13 protein-coding genes and 2 tRNA genes are annotated in these 18075 nt (G+C 73.9%); 8 read left to right on the top strand and 7 right to left on the bottom strand.

Going from position 1 to position 18075, the window contains the following annotated elements:
* Positions 1–99 precede the first annotated feature (99 nt).
* Together AMK25_RS32780 and AMK25_RS20940 are read left to right on the top strand one after the other, a co-directional pair.
* Positions 100–1497: a helix-turn-helix transcriptional regulator gene (locus tag AMK25_RS32780; RefSeq protein WP_073830107.1), complete on the top strand. Its 1398-nt coding sequence runs from the start codon at positions 100–102 to the stop codon at positions 1495–1497.
* Between the two features lie 96 nt (positions 1498–1593).
* Entirely contained in the window at positions 1594–2262 is a 669-nt protein-coding gene (locus AMK25_RS20940) for a hypothetical protein (protein ID WP_073830106.1), read from the top strand.
* A 75-nt stretch (positions 2263–2337) separates the two neighbouring features.
* Here AMK25_RS20940 and AMK25_RS20935 read toward each other — a convergent pair whose 3' ends face one another.
* A complete protein-coding gene (locus tag AMK25_RS20935; protein ID WP_043325578.1) occupies positions 2338–2583 on the bottom strand; it encodes a DUF6458 family protein in 246 nt (81 codons plus the stop codon).
* Positions 2584–2743: 160 nt separating this feature from the next.
* On the opposite strand from AMK25_RS20935, the gene AMK25_RS20930 reads away from it, so the two are divergent.
* From AMK25_RS20930 to AMK25_RS20920, 3 genes are all read left to right on the top strand, one after another.
* Positions 2744–2816 (top strand) — tRNA-Gly (locus AMK25_RS20930).
* 11 nt (positions 2817–2827) lie between these two features.
* Positions 2828–2899 (top strand) — tRNA-Val (locus AMK25_RS20925).
* A gap of 153 nt (positions 2900–3052) precedes the next feature.
* Complete coding sequence (locus tag AMK25_RS20920; protein ID WP_158070676.1) at positions 3053–4702, top strand: PKD domain-containing protein; 1650 nt, start codon at positions 3053–3055, stop codon at positions 4700–4702.
* 62 nt (positions 4703–4764) lie between these two features.
* Here AMK25_RS20920 and AMK25_RS20915 read toward each other — a convergent pair whose 3' ends face one another.
* The gene (locus AMK25_RS20915; RefSeq protein WP_073830104.1) at positions 4765–5346 is read right to left on the bottom strand and encodes a hypothetical protein; all 582 of its coding nucleotides are present in this window, start codon (positions 5344–5346) and stop codon (positions 4765–4767) included.
* A 1187-nt stretch (positions 5347–6533) separates the two neighbouring features.
* Here AMK25_RS20915 and AMK25_RS20910 point away from each other — a divergent pair.
* On the top strand, positions 6534–7535 hold the full coding sequence (locus AMK25_RS20910; protein ID WP_073830103.1) for an NAD-dependent epimerase/dehydratase family protein: 1002 nt from the start codon (positions 6534–6536) through the stop codon (positions 7533–7535).
* A 66-nt stretch (positions 7536–7601) separates the two neighbouring features.
* Here the strand turns inward: AMK25_RS20910 and AMK25_RS20905 are convergent, their stop codons facing one another.
* Positions 7602–8576: an Acg family FMN-binding oxidoreductase gene (locus AMK25_RS20905; protein ID WP_073830102.1), complete on the bottom strand. Its 975-nt coding sequence runs from the start codon at positions 8574–8576 to the stop codon at positions 7602–7604.
* A gap of 186 nt (positions 8577–8762) precedes the next feature.
* Between AMK25_RS20905 and AMK25_RS20900 the strand changes: the two genes are divergently transcribed.
* Positions 8763–9401 carry a response regulator gene (locus AMK25_RS20900; protein ID WP_013284884.1) on the top strand — a complete coding sequence of 213 codons (639 nt, stop codon included), beginning with the start codon at positions 8763–8765 and terminating at the stop codon, positions 9399–9401.
* Between the two features lie 7 nt (positions 9402–9408).
* On the opposite strand, the gene AMK25_RS20895 is transcribed toward AMK25_RS20900, so the two are convergent.
* Complete coding sequence (locus AMK25_RS20895) at positions 9409–11076, bottom strand: sensor histidine kinase (protein WP_198937636.1); 1668 nt, start codon at positions 11074–11076, stop codon at positions 9409–9411.
* A gap of 93 nt (positions 11077–11169) precedes the next feature.
* Positions 11170–12180 (bottom strand): Acg family FMN-binding oxidoreductase, encoded by a 1011-nt coding sequence (locus tag AMK25_RS20890; protein WP_073830473.1) that lies wholly within the window; start codon positions 12178–12180, stop codon positions 11170–11172.
* 155 nt (positions 12181–12335) lie between these two features.
* On the opposite strand from AMK25_RS20890, the gene AMK25_RS20885 reads away from it, so the two are divergent.
* Complete coding sequence (locus tag AMK25_RS20885) at positions 12336–14684, top strand: heavy metal translocating P-type ATPase (protein ID WP_073830100.1); 2349 nt, start codon at positions 12336–12338, stop codon at positions 14682–14684.
* Between the two features lie 6 nt (positions 14685–14690).
* Here AMK25_RS20885 and AMK25_RS20880 read toward each other — a convergent pair whose 3' ends face one another.
* Together AMK25_RS20880 and AMK25_RS20875 are read right to left on the bottom strand one after the other, a co-directional pair.
* Positions 14691–15554 (bottom strand): universal stress protein, encoded by an 864-nt coding sequence (locus tag AMK25_RS20880; RefSeq protein WP_073830099.1) that lies wholly within the window; start codon positions 15552–15554, stop codon positions 14691–14693.
* Positions 15551–17953 (bottom strand): phosphoketolase family protein, encoded by a 2403-nt coding sequence (locus tag AMK25_RS20875; RefSeq protein WP_073830098.1) that lies wholly within the window; start codon positions 17951–17953, stop codon positions 15551–15553. Before AMK25_RS20875 ends, AMK25_RS20880 begins: the two co-directional genes overlap by 4 nt.
* Between the last annotated feature and the right edge of the window lie 122 nt (positions 17954–18075).

Raw genomic sequence — 18075 nt, 5'->3', positions numbered from 1 at the left:
GGGGACCGGGTTGAATGTCCCGGTGGCCGTTCTCCCGCGTCCGAGCCGGCGGGCGGCGACCGGCTGTCCTCGGCGCCCGTCCCGACGGGATCACCACGAATGACGGCAGTCGCCCGCCCGGTGCCCGCGCTGCGGAGCCTGCCCGTGCTCACCGCTGCCACGGCGACCCTCGGCGTCGTGGCGCTCGCCGTCCTGGGTGCGGCCGGGCACGGCGGTTTCGCGAGCGACCCGGTCGGCGCCATGGCCCTGGCGACGGCCGCCGTGGTCACCGCGCTCGCCGCGCTCCGGCTCAGCCGGTCGGGTCACCGTGCCGCCGGCCGGCTGGCGGCCGGGCTCGCCGCGTCCCTGCTGGCGTATCTGGCGCTCGCCGTCGTCGCGGTGGCCGCCGTCGCGGCCGGAAATCCGTGGGCCGGGCCGGCCGTCGCGGCGTGGAACTCGGCGTGGATCCCGCCGCTGGCGCTCCTGCAGCTGACCGCCTCGGCTGCCGTCCGCACCGGCGCCGCCGTCCCGTGGGCGCATCGGCTCGTGGGCCTCACCCTGGGCGTGGCCACCCTCGTCAACGCGCTGCTGACCACGGCGACCGAGCCGTTCGCGGGGGTTCCGACGATCGCCGCGGAGTCCTGGCGTACCGCGCTCGCGCCGGCCGGCGCCGCCGTCACGCTGCTGGCAGCGGCGGCGCTGTTCCTGCTGCCGGTGACGCTCTGGCGGGCCGCTCTCGGGTCGCACCACGCCGTCCGGGCGCGCCTCGGCGTGGCCGCCGCGGCCACCACCGCCGCGCCGCTGACAGTCGTCTTCTGCCTGCTGCTCGCCGTCGCCCGTGCGCCCGGTGACGTCGAGCCGTCGCTGGGCTCGGTCGCCTTCCTGGTGGCACTGGCCGGGGCCGCGGTGTTCGCCGGCGCGTGCGCGGTCACCGCCGCCCGTGGCGCCACCGAGCCGCGCCGGGTCGGCACCGTGGTGCGCGGCGTCGGCCTGGCCGCCGCGGCCCTGCTGGTGGTCGGCGTCGGCACGCTCGTGGCCGCTCCCGGCTCGTCCCTCGGCCCGACCTCGGTCGCCCTGGTCGTGTCGGCGCTGACGGTTGCCGTCGGCGGCGGGGCGTGGGCCGGCACCGGCCGGCTGTCGACGCTGCTCACCGCCGCGCCGCCAGCGTCGGCCACAGCGCCGGTGACGCCGCGAGGCGGCGCAGAGGGTACGAACGGAGGCGGCGCGGCGGGGACGACGAACGTCATCGAGCCGGCGGCCCCGGCCGGGCCGGCAATGGATGACGCGGGCCCGGCGTCGGTGGGCGGGCTGACGGCGCGTGAACGCGAGGTGCTCGCCGCGCTCGCCGAAGGCGCCAGCAACGCGGGGATCGCCGCGCAGCTGGTGGTCTCCGAGCGGACCGTCGACGCTCATCTGCGCGCGATCTTCGTCAAGCTCGACCTGACGCCCGGCGGCGCCACGAACCGGCGGGTGCGGGCGGCGCGGATCTGGCTGGAGCACGCCCGGCAGCCGCGCTGAGCAGGGATTTTCCGAAGATAGGTGCTGAGGCCGATGCCCGCGTCGGCGGTACCTCGGCACGGTGGGGCGACACCTGAATCGACGGAGGCTCTCACCGTGCCCGTACCGAAGTTGCGCCGTGCCGCGCTCGTCGCCCTTTTCGTCCTGCTCCTGGCGTCCCTGGCCGGGCGGACCGTGTTCATGTTGTGGGAGCCGCCGTTCGACGGCGCTATCCACTACGACGACGTACGCGAGCTGGGGTCCGCGTACTGGCCCATGAACCTCTACCTGGGCGGGCCGGCGTACGCGGTGTCCTGGATCGCCGCGGCGGTGTTCATCGTCGGGCTGGCCCGGGGCCGCGCGGGCGTGCTGAACCTGGTGGGGGCCTTCCTGGCCGGCCTCGGCGGCGTGGTGTTCGCGCTGGCGATCACCGCGGAGGTGCTGCCGTTCGCCTACGCAGCCGACCCGGCGGTGGTGCCGGAGCAGGAGGGACGGGCGCTGTTCGACGTGTTCAACGACCAACTGGACGGGCTGCTCCCGGCCATCCTCGGCAGCCAGGTGGCGATCGTCCTCGGCATGGTCCTGGCGCTCGTCGGGATCCTGATCGGCCGGACCATGCCGCGTCCGCTGGTCGTCGCCGCGCTCGTCTACGTGGTGGCGTTCGTGCTGGTGCCGCAGGACGCCGGTCGCGCGGTGGTCGTCGCGAGTTACCTGGTGCAGGTGGCGCTGGTGGCCGCGATCGGCTGGTACGGGCTGCGCGCCGCCACCGACGGCGAGCGGGCTTAGCAGACCGGACCGGCCGGAGTTCGATCCGGCCGGTCCGGTCCCGGGACCGATCAGCTCCGTCGGCCCCGCTCGCGATCACATCGGCGGTGCGACGTCCCGGCGCTCCTCGACCCGGCGGTACTCCACCGGCTCCTCGGTGGTCGTGGCGACCACCGGACGGCGCCGGCCCCAGACCAGCGTGGTCATGATCAGGCCGAGGACGCCGGCCGCCATGAGGATCCAGCCGACGACGTCGAGGTCGACCCCGCCGACGCTGGCGTTGAGCGCGAACGTGAGGATCGCGCCGACCGCGATCAGGAAAATGCTCGTACCGATACCCACGACAGCCTCCTTCGGGGGGATGGTTGTGCTGTCACCGGCCTCAATACCCCGGCGGCGAGCGGCGCAACCACCTGCCGCCCCCGCCGCGGCGGGGGCCTGGCGCGCGGCGATCTTGGCATCGGGTAGAGTCTGCTACGTCGCCGGTGCGAACCGGCGGCACGCGGACGTAGCGCAGCTGGTAGCGCATCACCTTGCCAAGGTGAGGGTCGCGGGTTCGAATCCCGTCGTCCGCTCGCGATTGCCCGGGCGATTGGCGCAGTGGGAGCGCGCTTCCTTGACACGGAAGAGGTCACTGGTTCAAACCCAGTATCGCCCACCGAGAGTCACCACGCCGCCGGTCGACAGGCGGTCGTCTCCCACCGGACAGCCGGCACCGGCTACATCGGTCTCCCAGGTCCACCGTGCGGATTATTCTGCCGCTGCCACCGCGCGTGTCACTGTGATGCCCGATGCGCAGGGAGGCGGTCACATGGCAATGATCGAGCGGGGACGGTGGCGGCGGACGGCCGCACGATTAGGGGTGGCGACTGTCGTCGCGGCGGCCGGGGTGACGGTCTTCGCCGCGCCCGCGCAGGCCACCGCGACGCGGACGGTGGCGTTCTACAGCATGGACGAGCAGGCGTCGTCGTCGACGGTGCTGACGGACTACAGCGGCAACGGCCGCCACGGCGCGATCGGCGGAGAGGTGGTCACCGGCGCGCTCTACGCCGGGGCGACCGGCCACCGCTTCGCCACCCACCTGCCCACCGACAAGGAGTACGTCCCGGGCCACGTCGACCTGGTGCCGCACACCACCGACTTCAACCCGGACGCCGGGGACTTCTCGGTGACCATCCGTTACCGGACCACGTACTCCTTCGGCAACATCCTCCAGAAGGGACAGGGCAACACCGCCGGCGGCTACTGGAAGTTCGAGGCGCCGAACGGCAAGCCGAAGTGCCTGTTCCGGGGCGCGGACGGCGCCTCCCGTACCGGCTACACCGACGTGCCGATCTCCGACGGCCAGTGGCACACGATCACCTGCAACCGCACCTCCGCGTACGTGGAGATGTACGTCGACGGCGTGCGGACCAGCCGCCTCAACGGGCCGACCGGCACCATCGCCAACACCTGGCCGCTGTCCGTCGGCGGCAAGAGCCAGTGCGACGGTACGAAGGTCACCTGCGACTACTTCGCCGGCGACATCGACTACGTGAAGATCCTGAAGGGCTCGGGCGGCCCGGCGAACCAGGCGCCGGTGGCCGCGCTGACGCCCACCTGCTCCGGGCTGGTGTGCACGTTCACCGGCGCGGGCTCGACCGACGCCGACGGCGCGATCCAGAACCACAGCTGGAACTTCGGCGACGGGGACACCACCGGCACGGCCTCCGTACCGACCACGTCCCACACGTACGCGGCGGCCGGCACCTACCCGGTCACGCTCACCGTCACCGACGACCGGGGTGCCACCGCCACCGCGACTGTCGAGGTGACTGTCGCGCCCGTACCGGAGCGGATCTCGTTCGTCGGCCAGGCCACCGCGAACGCCAACTGGACGAGCCACACCGTGACCGTCCCGGCGGGCGTGCAGGCAGGCGACATGCTGCTGCTCCTGCTCAGCCAGAACACGCACACCGGCACCGGCGAGCCGACCGGCGTGACCGGCTGGAGCCGCCTCGACCGCCTCGACGGCGGCTTCGCCACCACCACCGCCTGGTGGAAGACGGCCGGCGCCGGTGACGCGGGCACGGCCGTCCGGGTGACACTGGACAGTCAGGCGAAGGGCAACCTGGTGCTGGCGGCGTACCGGGGGGTGGCGCCCGGCGCGCCGGTCTTCACCCGGGCCACCGACCCGGCGAGCACCGCCACCCGCATCACCCCGCACGCGCCGGTGACCACCGCGCAGAGCTGGGCCGTGTCGTACTGGCTGCACGGCGACAGCACCTCCATCGCGCTCACCCCGCCGGCGGGCGTGGCGGTGCGCAGCAACACCTCGCAGACCGGCGGCGGACGGGTTACCGGCCTGCTCGCCGACTCGGCGAGCAGCGTGCCGACCGGAAGCTACGGCGGGCTCACCGCCACCGGCGCCGCGGCCAGCACGACCACCACCACGTGGACGTTCGTCCTGCCCCCGGCCTGACCCATCGGGTACGCGAAAGGCCGGCACCCCGTCTCGGGGTGCCGGCCTTTCGCGTGTGTCTGTTACTTGTTCCAGTGTTCGGCGACGAGGTCGGCGGCCTGCTGTTCCCACTGGGCGTAGTGGTCCGGGTAGGCCGAGACCTGGACGGTCTGGGCGGCCTTGGTCAGCGGCATGTCCTGCCAGCCGTCGACCTGCTTCAGACCCTCCAGGAACGCGGTGGTGGAGTATTCGGGGTCGGTGATCTGCTCCACCGTGCCCCACCCGCTCGACGGGCGCTGCTGGAACAGGCCCTGCGAGTCGTGGTCGTTGCGGTCACCGAGGTGGCCGAGGTTCTCCAGCTTCGACTCCTGCAGCGCGGTGGCGATGGACACGACGGCGGCGCGCTCGTCCATGCCGGCCTTCTTCGTCGCCGCGATGATCGCCTTCACGTTCTTGGTCTGCTCGTCGTTGAGGTCGATGCGCGACTGGGTGCCCTGCACGCCGTGCGGGATCAGCTTGTCACCCTGCACGCTCACGCTCACGCTCACCGGCTTGACGCTAGTGGTGGTGTCGGCCGCGTGGGCGGCGACGGGGCCGGCGAACACGCCGCCGGTGAAAGCCAGACCAGCAATACCCAGGATGCTCTTACGCAGAATCGTGTTCATCAGGGGGCTCCATTCGGGGGATCGACGCCCACACCGACAGGGGATTCGGCGCGGGTGCGAGCACCGTCAGGCGCTCAAAAGAAGTCTTCGAGAGTTCGGCTGCTCGCGGGGGCGGGGGCCTCTACGCGGCGCCGGAAGCATGTCCAACGACCCGCAGCCCGGCATCATTCCCGGGCGCCTCACGCCACCGGCAAGCGGCGCGGGTTCACGTCGTCGGGCGCCTCACGCCACCGGAGAGGCCGGCGCGGGTTCACCTCGTCGGAACCATGCTCAACGACCGGCCGGGCGAGATGATTCCCGCGGCTCACGCCGCCGGAACCGGACTCAACGACCGGCAGCCCCGGACTGTTCCCATACCCGGCGACGCCACCGCGAGGGGCGGGGCCTTGCTCGGTCGGTCACCTGGTTACAACGCCACCGGCCCGCCCACGATTCCGCCACCACAGTGCCGCCCACCACCCCCGAACCCGACACCCACCCCACACCTCCCACACACACCAGATGCAGCCGCCCCCGGCCCGCCGCCGAGCGCATCCCACCGCGCCCAGCCCCGGCACCCCGCTCCGCCGGCCCGTGATCAAGGAGTTTGCGGCACCTTCCAGCACCCACGAGACCACAAACTCCTTGATCACCCCCCGAAGGAGCCCTCCCAGGCGCCCACCACAGGGTTGATCATGAGGTTAGCGGCGACAAAACGGACAGCGGGCACCGCCAAGTTCATGATCGACGCCCTCGGGGCGGGCGGAGCGGCGGCCGAACCGAGGCGCGGAGCGACAGGCGAACCGTGGGCGGAGCGAGGCCAGGCGATCTTGCGGTTTGAGCCCTCCGAACGTCCCATTCGCGCGGTTTACGGGGTACCGAAGTGCAAGATCGCGTGCTCCGGGGAGCCCTGGGCGGGTTGGGGCGCCCAGGAACTCCCCGAAGGCGGCTCTGGTCGGCGATCTTGGAGTTGTGGCACCTCGCGAAGGGTGTCAACCGGGCATCCTGGGCGCCACAACTCCAAGATCGGCGGTCCGGGGCGAGGCGCGTGGAGCCCGACAGCCGGCAGCTCCTCCGGTCGCTGCGCGCAACCGCCGCACCGTCCGGGCAGCGCGGGCCGCTGCCGACCGTGGGGTTCTGCCGTTGGCAGATCCGCTGACCGTGAACAGGGCCCGCCGTACCCGACACGGGGCGGCACTCTGGGACACATGCGACTCCTGATGCTTGGCGGTACGGGCTTCGTCGGTGGTGCCGTGGTGGCCGAGGCGGTACGCCGCGACTGGCAGGTGACGGTGTTCAACCGGGGCGTACACGGGCAGGCGCCGCCCGGCGTACACCGGTTGCGGGGTGACCGGACGATGCCGGACGGGCTGGCCGCGCTGGCCGGCGGCGAGTGGGATCTGGTGGTGGACACCTGGGACGGCGCGCCCCGGGCGGTCCGGGACGCGGCACTGGCCCTGGCCGGCGCGGTGCCGCACTACGTCTACGTGTCCAGCGGCTCGGTGTACGCGCCACCCGTCGAACTCGGCACCGGCGAGGAGGCGCCGACGGTGGCGGCGGACCCGGACGCCGACGACGGCGACTATCCGGCGAACAAGGCGGGCGGGGAACTCGCCGCGACCCGGGTGTTCGGTGACCGGGCGCTGCTCGTGCGCGCCGGGCTGATCCTGGGGCCGGGGGAGGACATCGGGCGGCTGCCGTGGTGGCTGCAGCGGATCGCCCGGGGCGGGGACGTGCTGGCGCCCGGGCCGCGTGACCTGCCGATCCAGTACGTGGACGTCCGCGACCTGGCGAACTGGCTGCTGGACCGTGGGGCGGAGGGCGTCGGCGGGGCGTACAACGTGATCGGTCGCACCGGGCACGCGACGATGGGCGAGCTGCTCGACGCCGCGGTGGCGGCGACCGGGTCGGACGCGACGCTGCGGTGGACGGCGCCGGAGCCGATCCTGGCCGCCGGGGTGGTGCCGTGGAACGACCTGCCGGTCTGGGTGCCGCGTGGGCACGAGTACCGGTGGTTGCAGGAGCGGAACGTCGAGCGGGCGTACGCGGCGGGGCTGGTCTGCCGGCCGGTGACCGAGACGGTCGCCGACACCTGGCGGTGGCTGCGCGAGGTGGGGCGCGTGCCGGAGCGCGCGGGGCGGCCGGCGCGGGCCCCGGTCGGCCTGGAGCCGGAGCGGGAGGCCGCGTTGCTGGCCTCGCTCCCCGCCTGATCAGGCACCGGGCCGCCGCCGGTACGCGGGGCCGTGCGGCCGGCCTGACCTGCGGAGGGGTACGGGTCAGGCCGGCACGACCGGCAGGTCGAGCACCTCCTCGACCGGGCGACGCGGGGTGGCGCGGCCCGGCTGGCCGTACCCGATCCGCATCACCATCTGCGGAGTGCCGAACCGGCCCAGCGACATCCGCAGCGCCTCCCGCGCGGCCGGCACCTCGATCGGCTGGGACAGCATCGACGCGCTGAGTCCGGCGTCGGTGGCGGTGAGCAGCACCCGCTGCAACGCCTGCCCGGCGAGGACCTGGTCGGCGGAGGTGTTGCCGGCCGAGCCGAGCACCGCGACGAGCGGCTCCGGCTCGAAGTCCCGGCCGGGCGCGCGGTTGCGGCCGCCGAAGCCGCGCTGGGGCAGCAGGTCCTGCGGCTCGCTCTGCGGTCCGCCGGCTACGGCGGGCACACCGTCGGCGGCCGGCTCGGAGCGGATCCACTCCATCCGTTCGGCCACGTACGCGGGGTCGCGCTCCAGCACCCGGTGGGCGCTGCGGGCGACCTCGGCGACCGCGTTCACCGCGCTGGTGCCGATCACCAGCTCCAGCCAGCACTGCTCGGCCCGGGCCGCCTCGCCGAGCCGCCAGCGGGCCTCGGCGGGCACCGGGTCCGGCCAGAACGGCGCGCGGTTGCTGAACCGGCGGCTGATCGCCCCGTACAGGCTCTGCTCGGTCGGGGTGGGGCGGCGTGGCACGTCCGGCACGAGCCGGGCCACGACGTCCGGGTCGGAGGGGTACGGGCGCAGCCGCACCGTGGCCGGGGTGCCCGCCACGGCGAGCGCGAGCCGCAGGTTGAACAGCGCCGCGCCGGCGGCCATGCGCGCGCCCCAGCCGGTCGGGTCGGTGGCGGGCAGGCCGCGCAGCGGGTCGACGGACACCTCGATGCCGCCGTCGACCACCCGGAACCGCCACGGCTGGGTGTTGTGCAGCGACGGCGCCCGGACCGCGTCGGCGACCGCGGCCCGCAGGTCAGCGGTGGTGTATTCGGTCGTCATGGTGGTGCTCCCTCTCGTGCGGCGCCGGCTCCCCCGTCCGGTACACCACTACGGTGCGTCAGCGGGCAGCGCGGTGAGCAGGGCCGGAGGTCCCCACCTGGGCCCGGCCGTCGGTCCCGGCCGGCGCGTGCAGGACGGGACCTTCGACCCGTGCTACCGGGGCGGGAAAGCGGGTAGAAAGGACTGATGATCCGGGTGTTCCTGCTCGACGACCACGAGGTCGTCCGTCGTGGCCTTGCCGACCTGCTGCAGAGCAGCGGCGACATCGAGGTGGTCGGCGAGTCCGGCCTGGCCCAGGAGGCGGCGCGCCGCATCCCCGCGCTACGCCCCGACGTGGCGATCCTCGACGCCCGGCTGCCCGACGGCAACGGCATCGACGTGTGCCGGGACGTGCGCGCCGTGGACTCCTCGATCAAGGGGCTGATCCTCACCTCGTACGAGGACGACGAGGCGCTGTTCGCGGCGATCATGGCGGGCGCCGCCGGGTACGTGCTCAAGCAGATCCGCGGCACCGACCTGGTGGACGCGGTCCGCCGGGTCGCGGCCGGGCAGTCGCTGCTCGACCCGGCGATCACCACCCGCGTGCTGGAGCGCATCCGCAGCGGCGTGGAGCAGCCCCGGGAGTTGAAGTCGCTCACCGAGCAGGAGCGGCGGATCCTGGAGTACGTGGCGGAGGGGCTCACCAACCGGGAGATCGCCGGGAAGATGTTCCTGGCCGAGAAGACGGTGAAGAACTACGTCTCCAGCGTGCTGGCCAAGCTCGGTCTGGAGCGGCGCACCCAGGCGGCGGTGCTGGCGACCCGGCTGCTCGGCAAGAACACCTGACGCCTCCTCAGTCGAGCGGGACGCTCCAGCGCAGCTCGGTGCCGCGCGGCTCGGCCCGGCGCAGCGAGAACTCGCCGCCCAGCCGCTCGGCCCGCTCCCGCAGGTTGACCAGCCCGCTGCGGGCCGCCTCCGGGTCGCACCCGACCCCGTCGTCGGTGACGGTGATCTCGACCCGGCCGGAGTCGACGCGGACGCGTACCCAGACCCGGTCGGCCTGCGCGTGGCGTACCGCGTTGGACAGCGCCTCGCGCAGCACGGCGGTGAGTTCGCCGCGTAGCTCGTCCGGCACGGCGCTGTCGATCGGGCCGACCAGTTCCAGGTCGGGCCGGTAGCCGAGCGACTCGGCGGCCACCTCGATGGCCTCGCGGATCTCGGTGCGCAGCGCCGCGCTCATCGGGGTACGCAGCTCGAAGATGGTGCGGCGGATGTCGCGGATGGTGGCGTCCAGGTCGTCCACGGCCTGGTTGATCCGCTTGGCCGCCTCGGGGCGGGCGTTCATCGCGCCGCTCTGCAGTTGCAGGCCGGTGGCGAACAGCCGCTGGATCACCACGTCGTGCAGGTCGCGGGCGATGCGTTCGCGGTCCTCCAGGACGACGAGCAGTTCCCGCTCCTCCTGCCCGCGGGCCCGTTCCATGGCCAGTGCGGCCTGCCCGGCGAAGCTGGCCAGCAGCGCGAGGTCGTCGTCGGCGGCGGGGCCGTGGTCGGGCCGGTAGCCGATCACCAGCACGCCGTGCAGCGTGTCGGCGGCGGCGAGCGGGGAGACCACGGCCGGCCCGGCGACCACGGGCCGGGGCCAGGGCGCCGCAGCGGCGAGGTTCTCCACCTGGTCGTGCCGGCCCGACGTGACTGATGCGGCGAAACTGGTCTCGGCGGCCGGCAGCACCACGCCGACCAGTTCCCGGGTGACCGGGTCGGCGCCGTCGACCACCTCGACCGTGAACTGTGCCTCGTCCTCGTCGTAGAGCAGCACCAGGGCCAGCTCGGCTTCGGCGACCTCGCGGGCGCGGCGGGCCACGAGGGTCAGCGCGTCGGTGCGGCGCACCTCGCCGAGCAGCACGGAGGTGATCTCCGCGGCGGCGGCGAGCCAGCGTTCCCGCCGGTGCGCCAGCGCGTAGAGGCGGGCGTTCTCGATCGCCACGCCGGCCGCGGCGGCCAGCGCCACCACGATCTCCTCGTCGTCCTCGGTGAACTCGGCGGCGCCCTGCTTCTCGGCCAGGTAGAGGTTGCCCCAGACGTGGTCGCGGATGCGTACCGGCACGCCGAGGAAGCTGTGCATCGGCGGGTGGTGCGGCGGGAAGCCGTACGAGTTGGGGTGCTTGGTGATGTCCGGCATGCGTACCGGCTTCGGCTCGTCGATGAGCAGACCCAGCACGCCGCGGCCGTGCGGCAGCTCGCCGATCTTCGCGTGCAGCTCCGGGCTGATGCCGTGGACGATGAAGTCGTGCAGCATCCGGTCGGGGCCGATCACGCCCAGCGCGCCGTAGCGGGCGCCGGCCAGCTCGCACGCCGACTGCACGATCCGCTGCAGCGTGCTGCGCAGGTCGAGGTCGGAGCCGATGCCGACGACGGCGTCCAGCAGCGCCCGTAGCCGCTCGCGGCTGGTCACCACCTCGCCGACGCGGTCGAGCATCTCCTGGAGCAGCTCGTCCAGGCGGACGCGGGACAGCGGGGTCAGCCCGAGCGACGGCGCGAGGTGCTCATGCTGGGGCTGGGGTGCGGCGGCCACCGGGCGATGGTATCGCCCGGCGACCGCCCTGATCGAGACCGGTCAGGTGAGCCGGTCGCGGACCGCCGAGGTGTCGACGGTCTGCGTGACGTCCAGCCGGGGGGTGTGCGGGGGTCCGGCGTGCGTCGGGTCGGCCACGCCGAGCCGCATGCTGATGTACGGGAACCCGAGGCCGGCGAGCATCTGCCGCAGCACCTCGCGGGTGCTCTCGACCTCCACCACGCCGGACAGCGGCACCAGCGACACCCCGTGCCGGGTGGCGGTGAGCCAGGCGGCGGAGAGCGCCTCACCGGCGCGCAGCCAGCTCATCAGCTCGTCGTCGGCGCCCCAGAGGATCCCGTACACGGCGGTCTTGTCGTGGCCGGGCCCGATCGGCAGCGACCCGGCGCGGCCGAAGTCGCGGGCCGGAACGGTCGTCTGCGGGGCCTGATCGGGCAGCACCTCCGGGGGCAGCCCGGTGCCGGTGCCGGCCCGGCTGGTCCAGTACGCCAGTTCCTCGCGCAGCTCCGGGCTGTCCGCCTCGACGGCGGCGGCCTGCTGGGCGGCGCTGGCGAGCTGGATCTTCTGGGTGTCGTCGAGCAGTTGCAGGTTCACGCCCTCGAGCGTGGCGGCGCGGTCGATGTCGCCGAGCGCGGCGGTCGGGATCTGCTCGTCGCTGACCGGCCGCCGGTCGGTGTGCCGCACCTGCATGCACTGCACGACACGCATGGCGTCGGGGTCGGCGCCGGTGTGCTTCAGGCTGGTGATCCGGGCCAGCAGGTCGGGCTCCTTCGGGTCGGGCAGCCGCTCCACCACCGGGGTCCAGCCCTCGGCGGCCAGCGCCACCCGGGCGTGGTGCAGCGCCGCGCCGCAGCTCACCACCAGCAGGTGACCCTCCGGGTCCATGGCGCTGAGGTGCCGCTCGCGTACCACCCGCAGCTCCAGCGCGTCGGGCAGAACCGTCCAGTGCCACGGCTGTGTGTTGTGCACCGAGGGGGCGTGGCCGGCCATTCCGGCGGCCTCCGCGAGCGCGGTGGTCAACGGGCGATCGCCGGCCGGCGTCTCGTGGCTCATCGTCACGACCTTTCCTGTTTTCCCCATCGTGCCCCACGCCCGGGACGCCCGGGTGGGGGATGCCGCTCCATCCTCGGGCATGCCCGGCCACCCCGCAGGGCCGGATTACCCGTGTCGCACTGCCCGCCCCACGCCGGGACTGAGACGATCCACACGTGGGAAGCGAGCCACGCGAGTGCGTACCCGAGCAGCCGGCCCGCGCCCGGCGGTGGGCGTGGACCGAGTGGGCGCCGTTGGTGCTGCTCACGGTGGCCGTGCTGGCCGGGGCGGCGCTGTGGTTCGCCGGCGCGCACGACGCCGCCCGGCTGGTCTGGGCGGCGGTCACACTGGTCGCGCTGGTCCCGGCCGCGTGGACCACGCTGCGCCAGCTCTGGCTGCGGCAGTTCGGGGTGGACGTCATCGCGGTGCTGGCGCTGCTCGGCGCGCTGCTGGTGCGGGAGTACCTGGCCGGCGCCGTCATCGCCGTGATGGTCGCCACCGGGCGGGCGCTGGAGGAGTACGCCCAGCGCCGCGCCACCCGCGACCTGCGGGCGCTGCTGGAACGCGCGCCCCGGCAGGCCCGCCGGCGCACCCCGGACGGCGGGATCGAGGTGGTGCCGCTGGACCGCGTCGCGGTCGGGGACCGGCTCCTGGTCGGGCCGGGCGACGTGGTGCCTGTCGACGGCGTGGTCGAGGAGGCGGCCACGCTCGACGAGTCGGTGGTCACAGGCGAGTCGCAACTGGTCACCCGCGCGGCGGGGGAGCAGGTCGCCAGCGGCGTGGTCAACGCGGGCGCCGGGTTCGGGCTGCGGGCCCGCCGCAACGCGGCGGAGAGCACCTACGCGGGCATCGTCCGCCTGGCCGGCGAGGCCACCGCCCGCAAGGCGCCGATGGTACGGCTCGCCGACCGGTACGCCGCCGCGTTCGTGCCGTTCACGCTGGTGCTGGCGGGGCTGGCGTGGCTGCTGTCCGGCGAGTTCACCCGGGCGGTGGCGGTGCTCGTGGTGGCCACCCCGTGCCCGCTGCTGCTGGCCACCCCGATCGCCGTGGTCTCCGGCCTGTCCCGGGTGGCCCGCCGCGGCGTGCTGGTCCGTGACGGCGGCTCGCTGGAGCAGCTCGGCCGCGCCCGTACGCTGCTGCTGGACAAGACGGGGACGCTCACCGCGGGCCGGCCCCACGCGGCCGAGGTGGTGACGGCACCGGGCGGCGACCGGGACGAGGTGCTGCGGCTGGCCGCGTCGGTCGAGCAGCTCTCCCCGCACGTGCTGGCCGCCGCGCTGGTCCGGCAGGCCCGCGAACGCGGGCTGCCGCTGGCCGAACCGACCGACGTCACCGAGGAGCCGGGGCACGGGGTGAGCGGGCGCGTCGACGGGCGGACGCTGCACGTCGGGCAGCTCGCGGGCGAGCCGCCGGAGTGGGCGGGCCGGCTCGGTGAGCGCGCCGAACGGGCCGGGCGCTCCGCGGTCTGGGTCAGCGACGACCACGGGCCGCTGGGCGCGATCCTGCTGGAGGACCCGGTGCGCCCGGACGCCCGGCGGACCGTGCGGCGGCTGCGCGAGGCGGGCCTTTCCCGGCTGGTCATGGTCACCGGCGACCGTCCGGGCACGGCCCGGCAGGTGGCGCAGATCGTGGGCGTGGACGACGTGATCGCGCGCTGCTCACCGCAGGAGAAGGCCGAGCGGGTACGCCAGGAGTCGGCGCACGCGGTGACGGTGATGGTCGGCGACGGCGTGAACGACGCCCCCGCGCTGGCCGAGGCGCACGTCGGGGTGGCGATGGGCGCGACCGGGGCGACCGCGTCGGCCGACGTGGCCGACGCGGTGCTCACCGTGGACCGCCTGGACCGGCTCGCGGACGCCGTCGAGATCGCCCGGTACGCCCGCCGCATCGCGGTGCAGAGCGCCACCGTCGGGATGGGCCTGGCGGTGCTGGCGATGCTGGTGGCGGCGGCCGGCCGGCTGCCCCCGGTGGCCGGCGCGTTCCTTCAGGAGGGCATCGACGTCCTGGTGATCCTCAACGCGTTGCGCGCGCTCGGCGGCGGCCTGCGGCGGCGGGACCTGCCCCCGCACACCGTCGAGCTGATCGACAGGTACGCCGGCGAGCACGGCGGCGTACGCGACGTGCTCGCCGGGCTGCGGGACACCGCCGACATGGTGGCGACCCGCCCGGACGACCCGGCGTGCCTGCCGGCGCTGCGGGAGGTGCACCGTCGCCTGGTCGACGAGGTGCTGCCGCACGAGGCGGCCGAGGACCGGCAGCTCTACCCGGCGCTGGCCGGGCCGCTCGGCAGCGACGAGGCGACCTCCACGATGAGCCGGGCGCACGTGGAGATCGTGCGGCTGGTGGAGCGGATCGGCGGGCACCTCACGGCGCAGCCGGACGGGCGGCTGCGCCACGACGAGGTGCCCGACCTGCTCGCCGCGCTCTACGGCCTGGACGCGGTGCTGCGCCTGCACCTGGCGCAGGAGGAGGAGGACTACTTCTCGCTCAACCCGGAGGAGGGCTCCACCGCGTCCGGCCGCTGAGGGCGGTCAGCGCTCGCGTACCACGGCTACCGGGCAGTGCGAGTGTTGGATGAGCTGCTGGCTGACCGAGCCGAGCAGCATGCCGCGCAACCCGCCCCGGCCCCGGCTGCCGACCACCACGAGTTGCGCCGACCGGCTCGCCTCCACCAGCAACGCCGACGGGCTGCCGGGGACGGCCTCGACCTGCACCGGCACGTCGGGGAAGCTCTCCCGCCAGGTGGCCAGCTCCGCCTCGGCGGCGGCCCGCTCGGCGGCGGCGGTCTCCTCCGGGTCGAAGCCCGGCGGCACCCACCTGTCGCCGGGCGGCTCCCAGACCCGCAGCACCCGCAGCGGCACGTCCCGCTGGGCGGCCCGCTCGACCGCGAAGCCGAGCGCCCGCAGCGCCGTCTCCGAGCCGTCCGAGCCGACCACCACCGGCCCGGACGTGGCGGGCTGACCGTCGCGGACCACCACCACCGGGCAGTGGGCGTGCGCGGTGACAGAGACCGCCGTGGAGCCGGCGAGCAGCCCGCCGAAGCCGCCGTGGCCCCGGCTGCCGAGCACCAGCATCCCGGCCTCGGCGGAACGCTCCTGCAGCACCAGCGCGGGCGGGCCGTCGAACACCTCGCCGTGCACGGTGAGGCCGGGCCGCTCGGCGGCGGCGTCCGCCGCCGCCCTGCGGACCAGTTCCTCGACCTGCCGGCGGGCGGTCTCGTCCGGCCACACCCCCGGGGCCACCCCGGGACCGATCCAGCCGGTCACCGTCAGCCACTCGAACACGTACGCCAGCCGCACCGGCCAGCCCGAGCGGCCCGCCTCGTCCAGCGCCCAGTTCAGGGCGACAGCCGCGTCAGCGGAGCCGTCGTAGCCGACCAGGATCTCGTCGCTCATTCGCCACTCCTCACCGCGGGGTCGTTCTCCCTGATCCAGCGCCACTCGGCGACCCGGGGGTCGTCCTCGCCGTAGCGCCGGGTGTAGTCGCGGCAGGACTGGCGGGCGTCCACCATGTCCTGACGCAGGTGCGCGGCCCGCGACCGCAGCCCCGGCACCCGGTCGATCACGTCGATGACCAGGTGGAAACGGTCCAGGTCGTTGAGCATCACCATGTCGAACGGCGTCGTGGTGGTGCCCTCCTCCTTGTAGCCGCGGACGTGCAGGTTCTCGTGGTTGGTGCGTCGGTAGGTGAGCCGGTGGATCAGCCACGGGTAGCCGTGGTAGGCGAAGATGACCGGCTTGTCGCGGGTGAAGATGGTGTCGAACTCGCTGTCCGGCAGGCCGTGCGGGTGCTCCGACGGCGGCTGCAGGCGCATCAGGTCGACCACGTTGACGACCCGCACCTTCAGGTTCGGCAGGTGCCGGCGCAGCAGGTCGGCCGCGGCGAGCGTCTCCAGCGTCGGCACGTCGCCGGCGCAGGCGAGCACCACGTCCGGCTCGGCGCCGTCGTCGCTGCTGGCCCAGTCCCAGATGCCCAGGCCGCGGCGGCAGTGCTGGACCGCCTCGTCCATGGTCAGCCAGTTCGGCGCGGGCTGCTTGCCGGCCACCACCACGTTGATGTACTGCCGGCTGCGCAGGCAGTGATCCATGGTGGACAGCAGCGTGTTGCCGTCCGGTGGCAGGTAGACGCGGACCACTTCGGCCTTCTTGTTCATCACGTGGTCGATGAAGCCCGGGTCCTGGTGCGAGAAGCCGTTGTGGTCCTGCCGCCACACGTGGCTGGACAGCAGGTAGTTCAGCGAGGCCACCGGCTCCCGCCACGGGATGTGCCGGGTCACCTTGAGCCACTTGGCGTGCTGGTTGACCATCGAGTCGACGATGTGGATGAACGCCTCGTAGCTGGTGAAGATGCCGTGCCGGCCGGTCAGCAGGTAGCCCTCCAGCCAGCCCTGGCACAGGTGCTCGGAGAGCACCTCCATCACCCGGCCGTCGGGGGAGAGGTGGTCGTCACCGGGCACCTCGGAGCCGACGAACGCGCGGTCGGTCACCTCGAACGCCGCGCCGAGCCGGTTCGAGGCGACCTCGTCCGGGCCGAACAGGCGGAACGTCTCCGGGTTACGCGCGATCACGTCGCGGACCCAGGGGCCGAGCACACCCGTCGCGCCGGCCATCGGCTCGCCCGGCGTCGGCACGTCGACCGCGTAGTCGCGGAAGTCGGGCAGCTCCAGGTTGCGCAGCAGCCGGCCGCCGTTGGCCACCGGGTTCGCGCTCATCCGGCGGTCACCGGTCGGCGGCAGGTCGGCCACCTCGGCGACCGGGCCGCCGGTGGCGTCGAACAGCTCCTCCGGCCGGTAGCTGCGCAGCCAGCGCTCCAGCTCGGCCAGGTGCTCCGGGTTGTCCCGGACCTCGGAGATCGGCACCTGGTGGGCGCGGAACGTGCCCTCGACCTGCTTGCCGTCGACCCGGGACGGGCCGGTCCAGCCCTTCGGCGTGCGCAGGACGATCATCGGCCAGCGGGGACGTTCCACGCGTCCGCCGGAGCGGGCGCGGCGCTGGATTTCGCCGATCTCGTCGACCGCCCGGTCCAGCGTGGCGGCGAGCAACTGGTGCACCGTTGCCGGGTCGTCGCCCTCCACCACGTACGGCTGGTAGCCGAAGCCGCGCATCATGTCCCGCAGATCCTCGCCCGGGATCCGGTCCAGCACGGTCGGGTTGGCGATCTTGTAGCCGTTGAGGTGCAGGATCGGCAGCACCGCGCCGTCGCGGGCCGGGTTGAGGAACACGTTCGACAGCCAGCTCCCGGCCAGCGGGCCGGTCTCCGCCTCGCCGTCGCCGATCACGCAGGCCACCAGCAGGTCCGGGTTGTCGAACGCGGCGCCGTACGCGTGGCTCAGCGCGTACCCCAGCTCGCCGCCCTCGTGGATCGAACCCGGCACCTCCGGCGCCACGTGGCTCGGGATGCCGCCCGGGAAGGAGAACTGGCGGAACAGCCGCTGCATGCCGGTCTCGTCGCGGGGGATGTGGTGGTACAGCTCGCTGTAGGTGCCCTCCAGCCAGGTGTTGGCGACCAGCGCCGGGCCGCCGTGGCCGGGGCCGGTGACGAAGATGGCGGACAGGTCCCGGTCGACGATGACCCGGTTGAGGTGTGTGTAGAGCAGATTGAGCCCGGGGCTGGTGCCCCAGTGACCCAGCAGGCGCGGCTTGACGTGCTCGGGTCTGAGCGGTTCGCGCAGCAGCGGATTGTCGAGCAGATAGATCTGGCCGACGGTCAGGTAGTTCGCCGCGCGCCAGTAGGCGTCCAGCCGACGCAACTCTTCCTCGGTCAGGGGGCTGTGCAGGTTCACCGCGGTGTCCATGCTGTCTCAGCCTCTCGTGGCTCGGGGTCGGCCGCCACTCGGGGACCACATTCTCTTCCCCGGCGCGTCCAGCTTCGCCCCTGCCCGGGGTCGCCGGTCAGGGCCGTAGGTCCCGCCTCGCG

This window comes from Micromonospora sp. TSRI0369, from assembly GCF_001905625.1.
Taxonomy (GTDB): domain Bacteria; phylum Actinomycetota; class Actinomycetes; order Mycobacteriales; family Micromonosporaceae; genus Micromonospora; species Micromonospora echinospora_A.
The sequence above is the reverse complement of the archived record's forward strand: the minus strand, read 5'-3'. Positions and strand labels throughout refer to the sequence as shown.

What these genes read in the sequence shown, in the direction of transcription:
- AMK25_RS20905 (WP_073830102.1), bottom strand. Translation starts at nt 8,576, where the DNA reads ATGACGACCGAATACACCACCGCTGACCTGCGGGCCGCGGTCGCCGAC.
- AMK25_RS20900 (WP_013284884.1), top strand. Translation starts at nt 8,763, where the DNA reads ATGATCCGGGTGTTCCTGCTCGACGACCACGAGGTCGTCCGTCGTGGC.
- AMK25_RS20910 (WP_073830103.1), top strand. Translation starts at nt 6,534, where the DNA reads ATGCGACTCCTGATGCTTGGCGGTACGGGCTTCGTCGGTGGTGCCGTG.
- AMK25_RS20875 (WP_073830098.1), bottom strand. Translation starts at nt 17,953, where the DNA reads ATGGACACCGCGGTGAACCTGCACAGCCCCCTGACCGAGGAAGAGTTG.
- AMK25_RS32780 (WP_073830107.1), top strand. Translation starts at nt 100, where the DNA reads ATGACGGCAGTCGCCCGCCCGGTGCCCGCGCTGCGGAGCCTGCCCGTG.
- AMK25_RS20920 (WP_158070676.1), top strand. Translation starts at nt 3,053, where the DNA reads ATGGCAATGATCGAGCGGGGACGGTGGCGGCGGACGGCCGCACGATTA.
- AMK25_RS20890 (WP_073830473.1), bottom strand. Translation starts at nt 12,180, where the DNA reads ATGAGCCACGAGACGCCGGCCGGCGATCGCCCGTTGACCACCGCGCTC.
- AMK25_RS20880 (WP_073830099.1), bottom strand. Translation starts at nt 15,554, where the DNA reads ATGAGCGACGAGATCCTGGTCGGCTACGACGGCTCCGCTGACGCGGCT.
- AMK25_RS20915 (WP_073830104.1), bottom strand. Translation starts at nt 5,346, where the DNA reads ATGAACACGATTCTGCGTAAGAGCATCCTGGGTATTGCTGGTCTGGCT.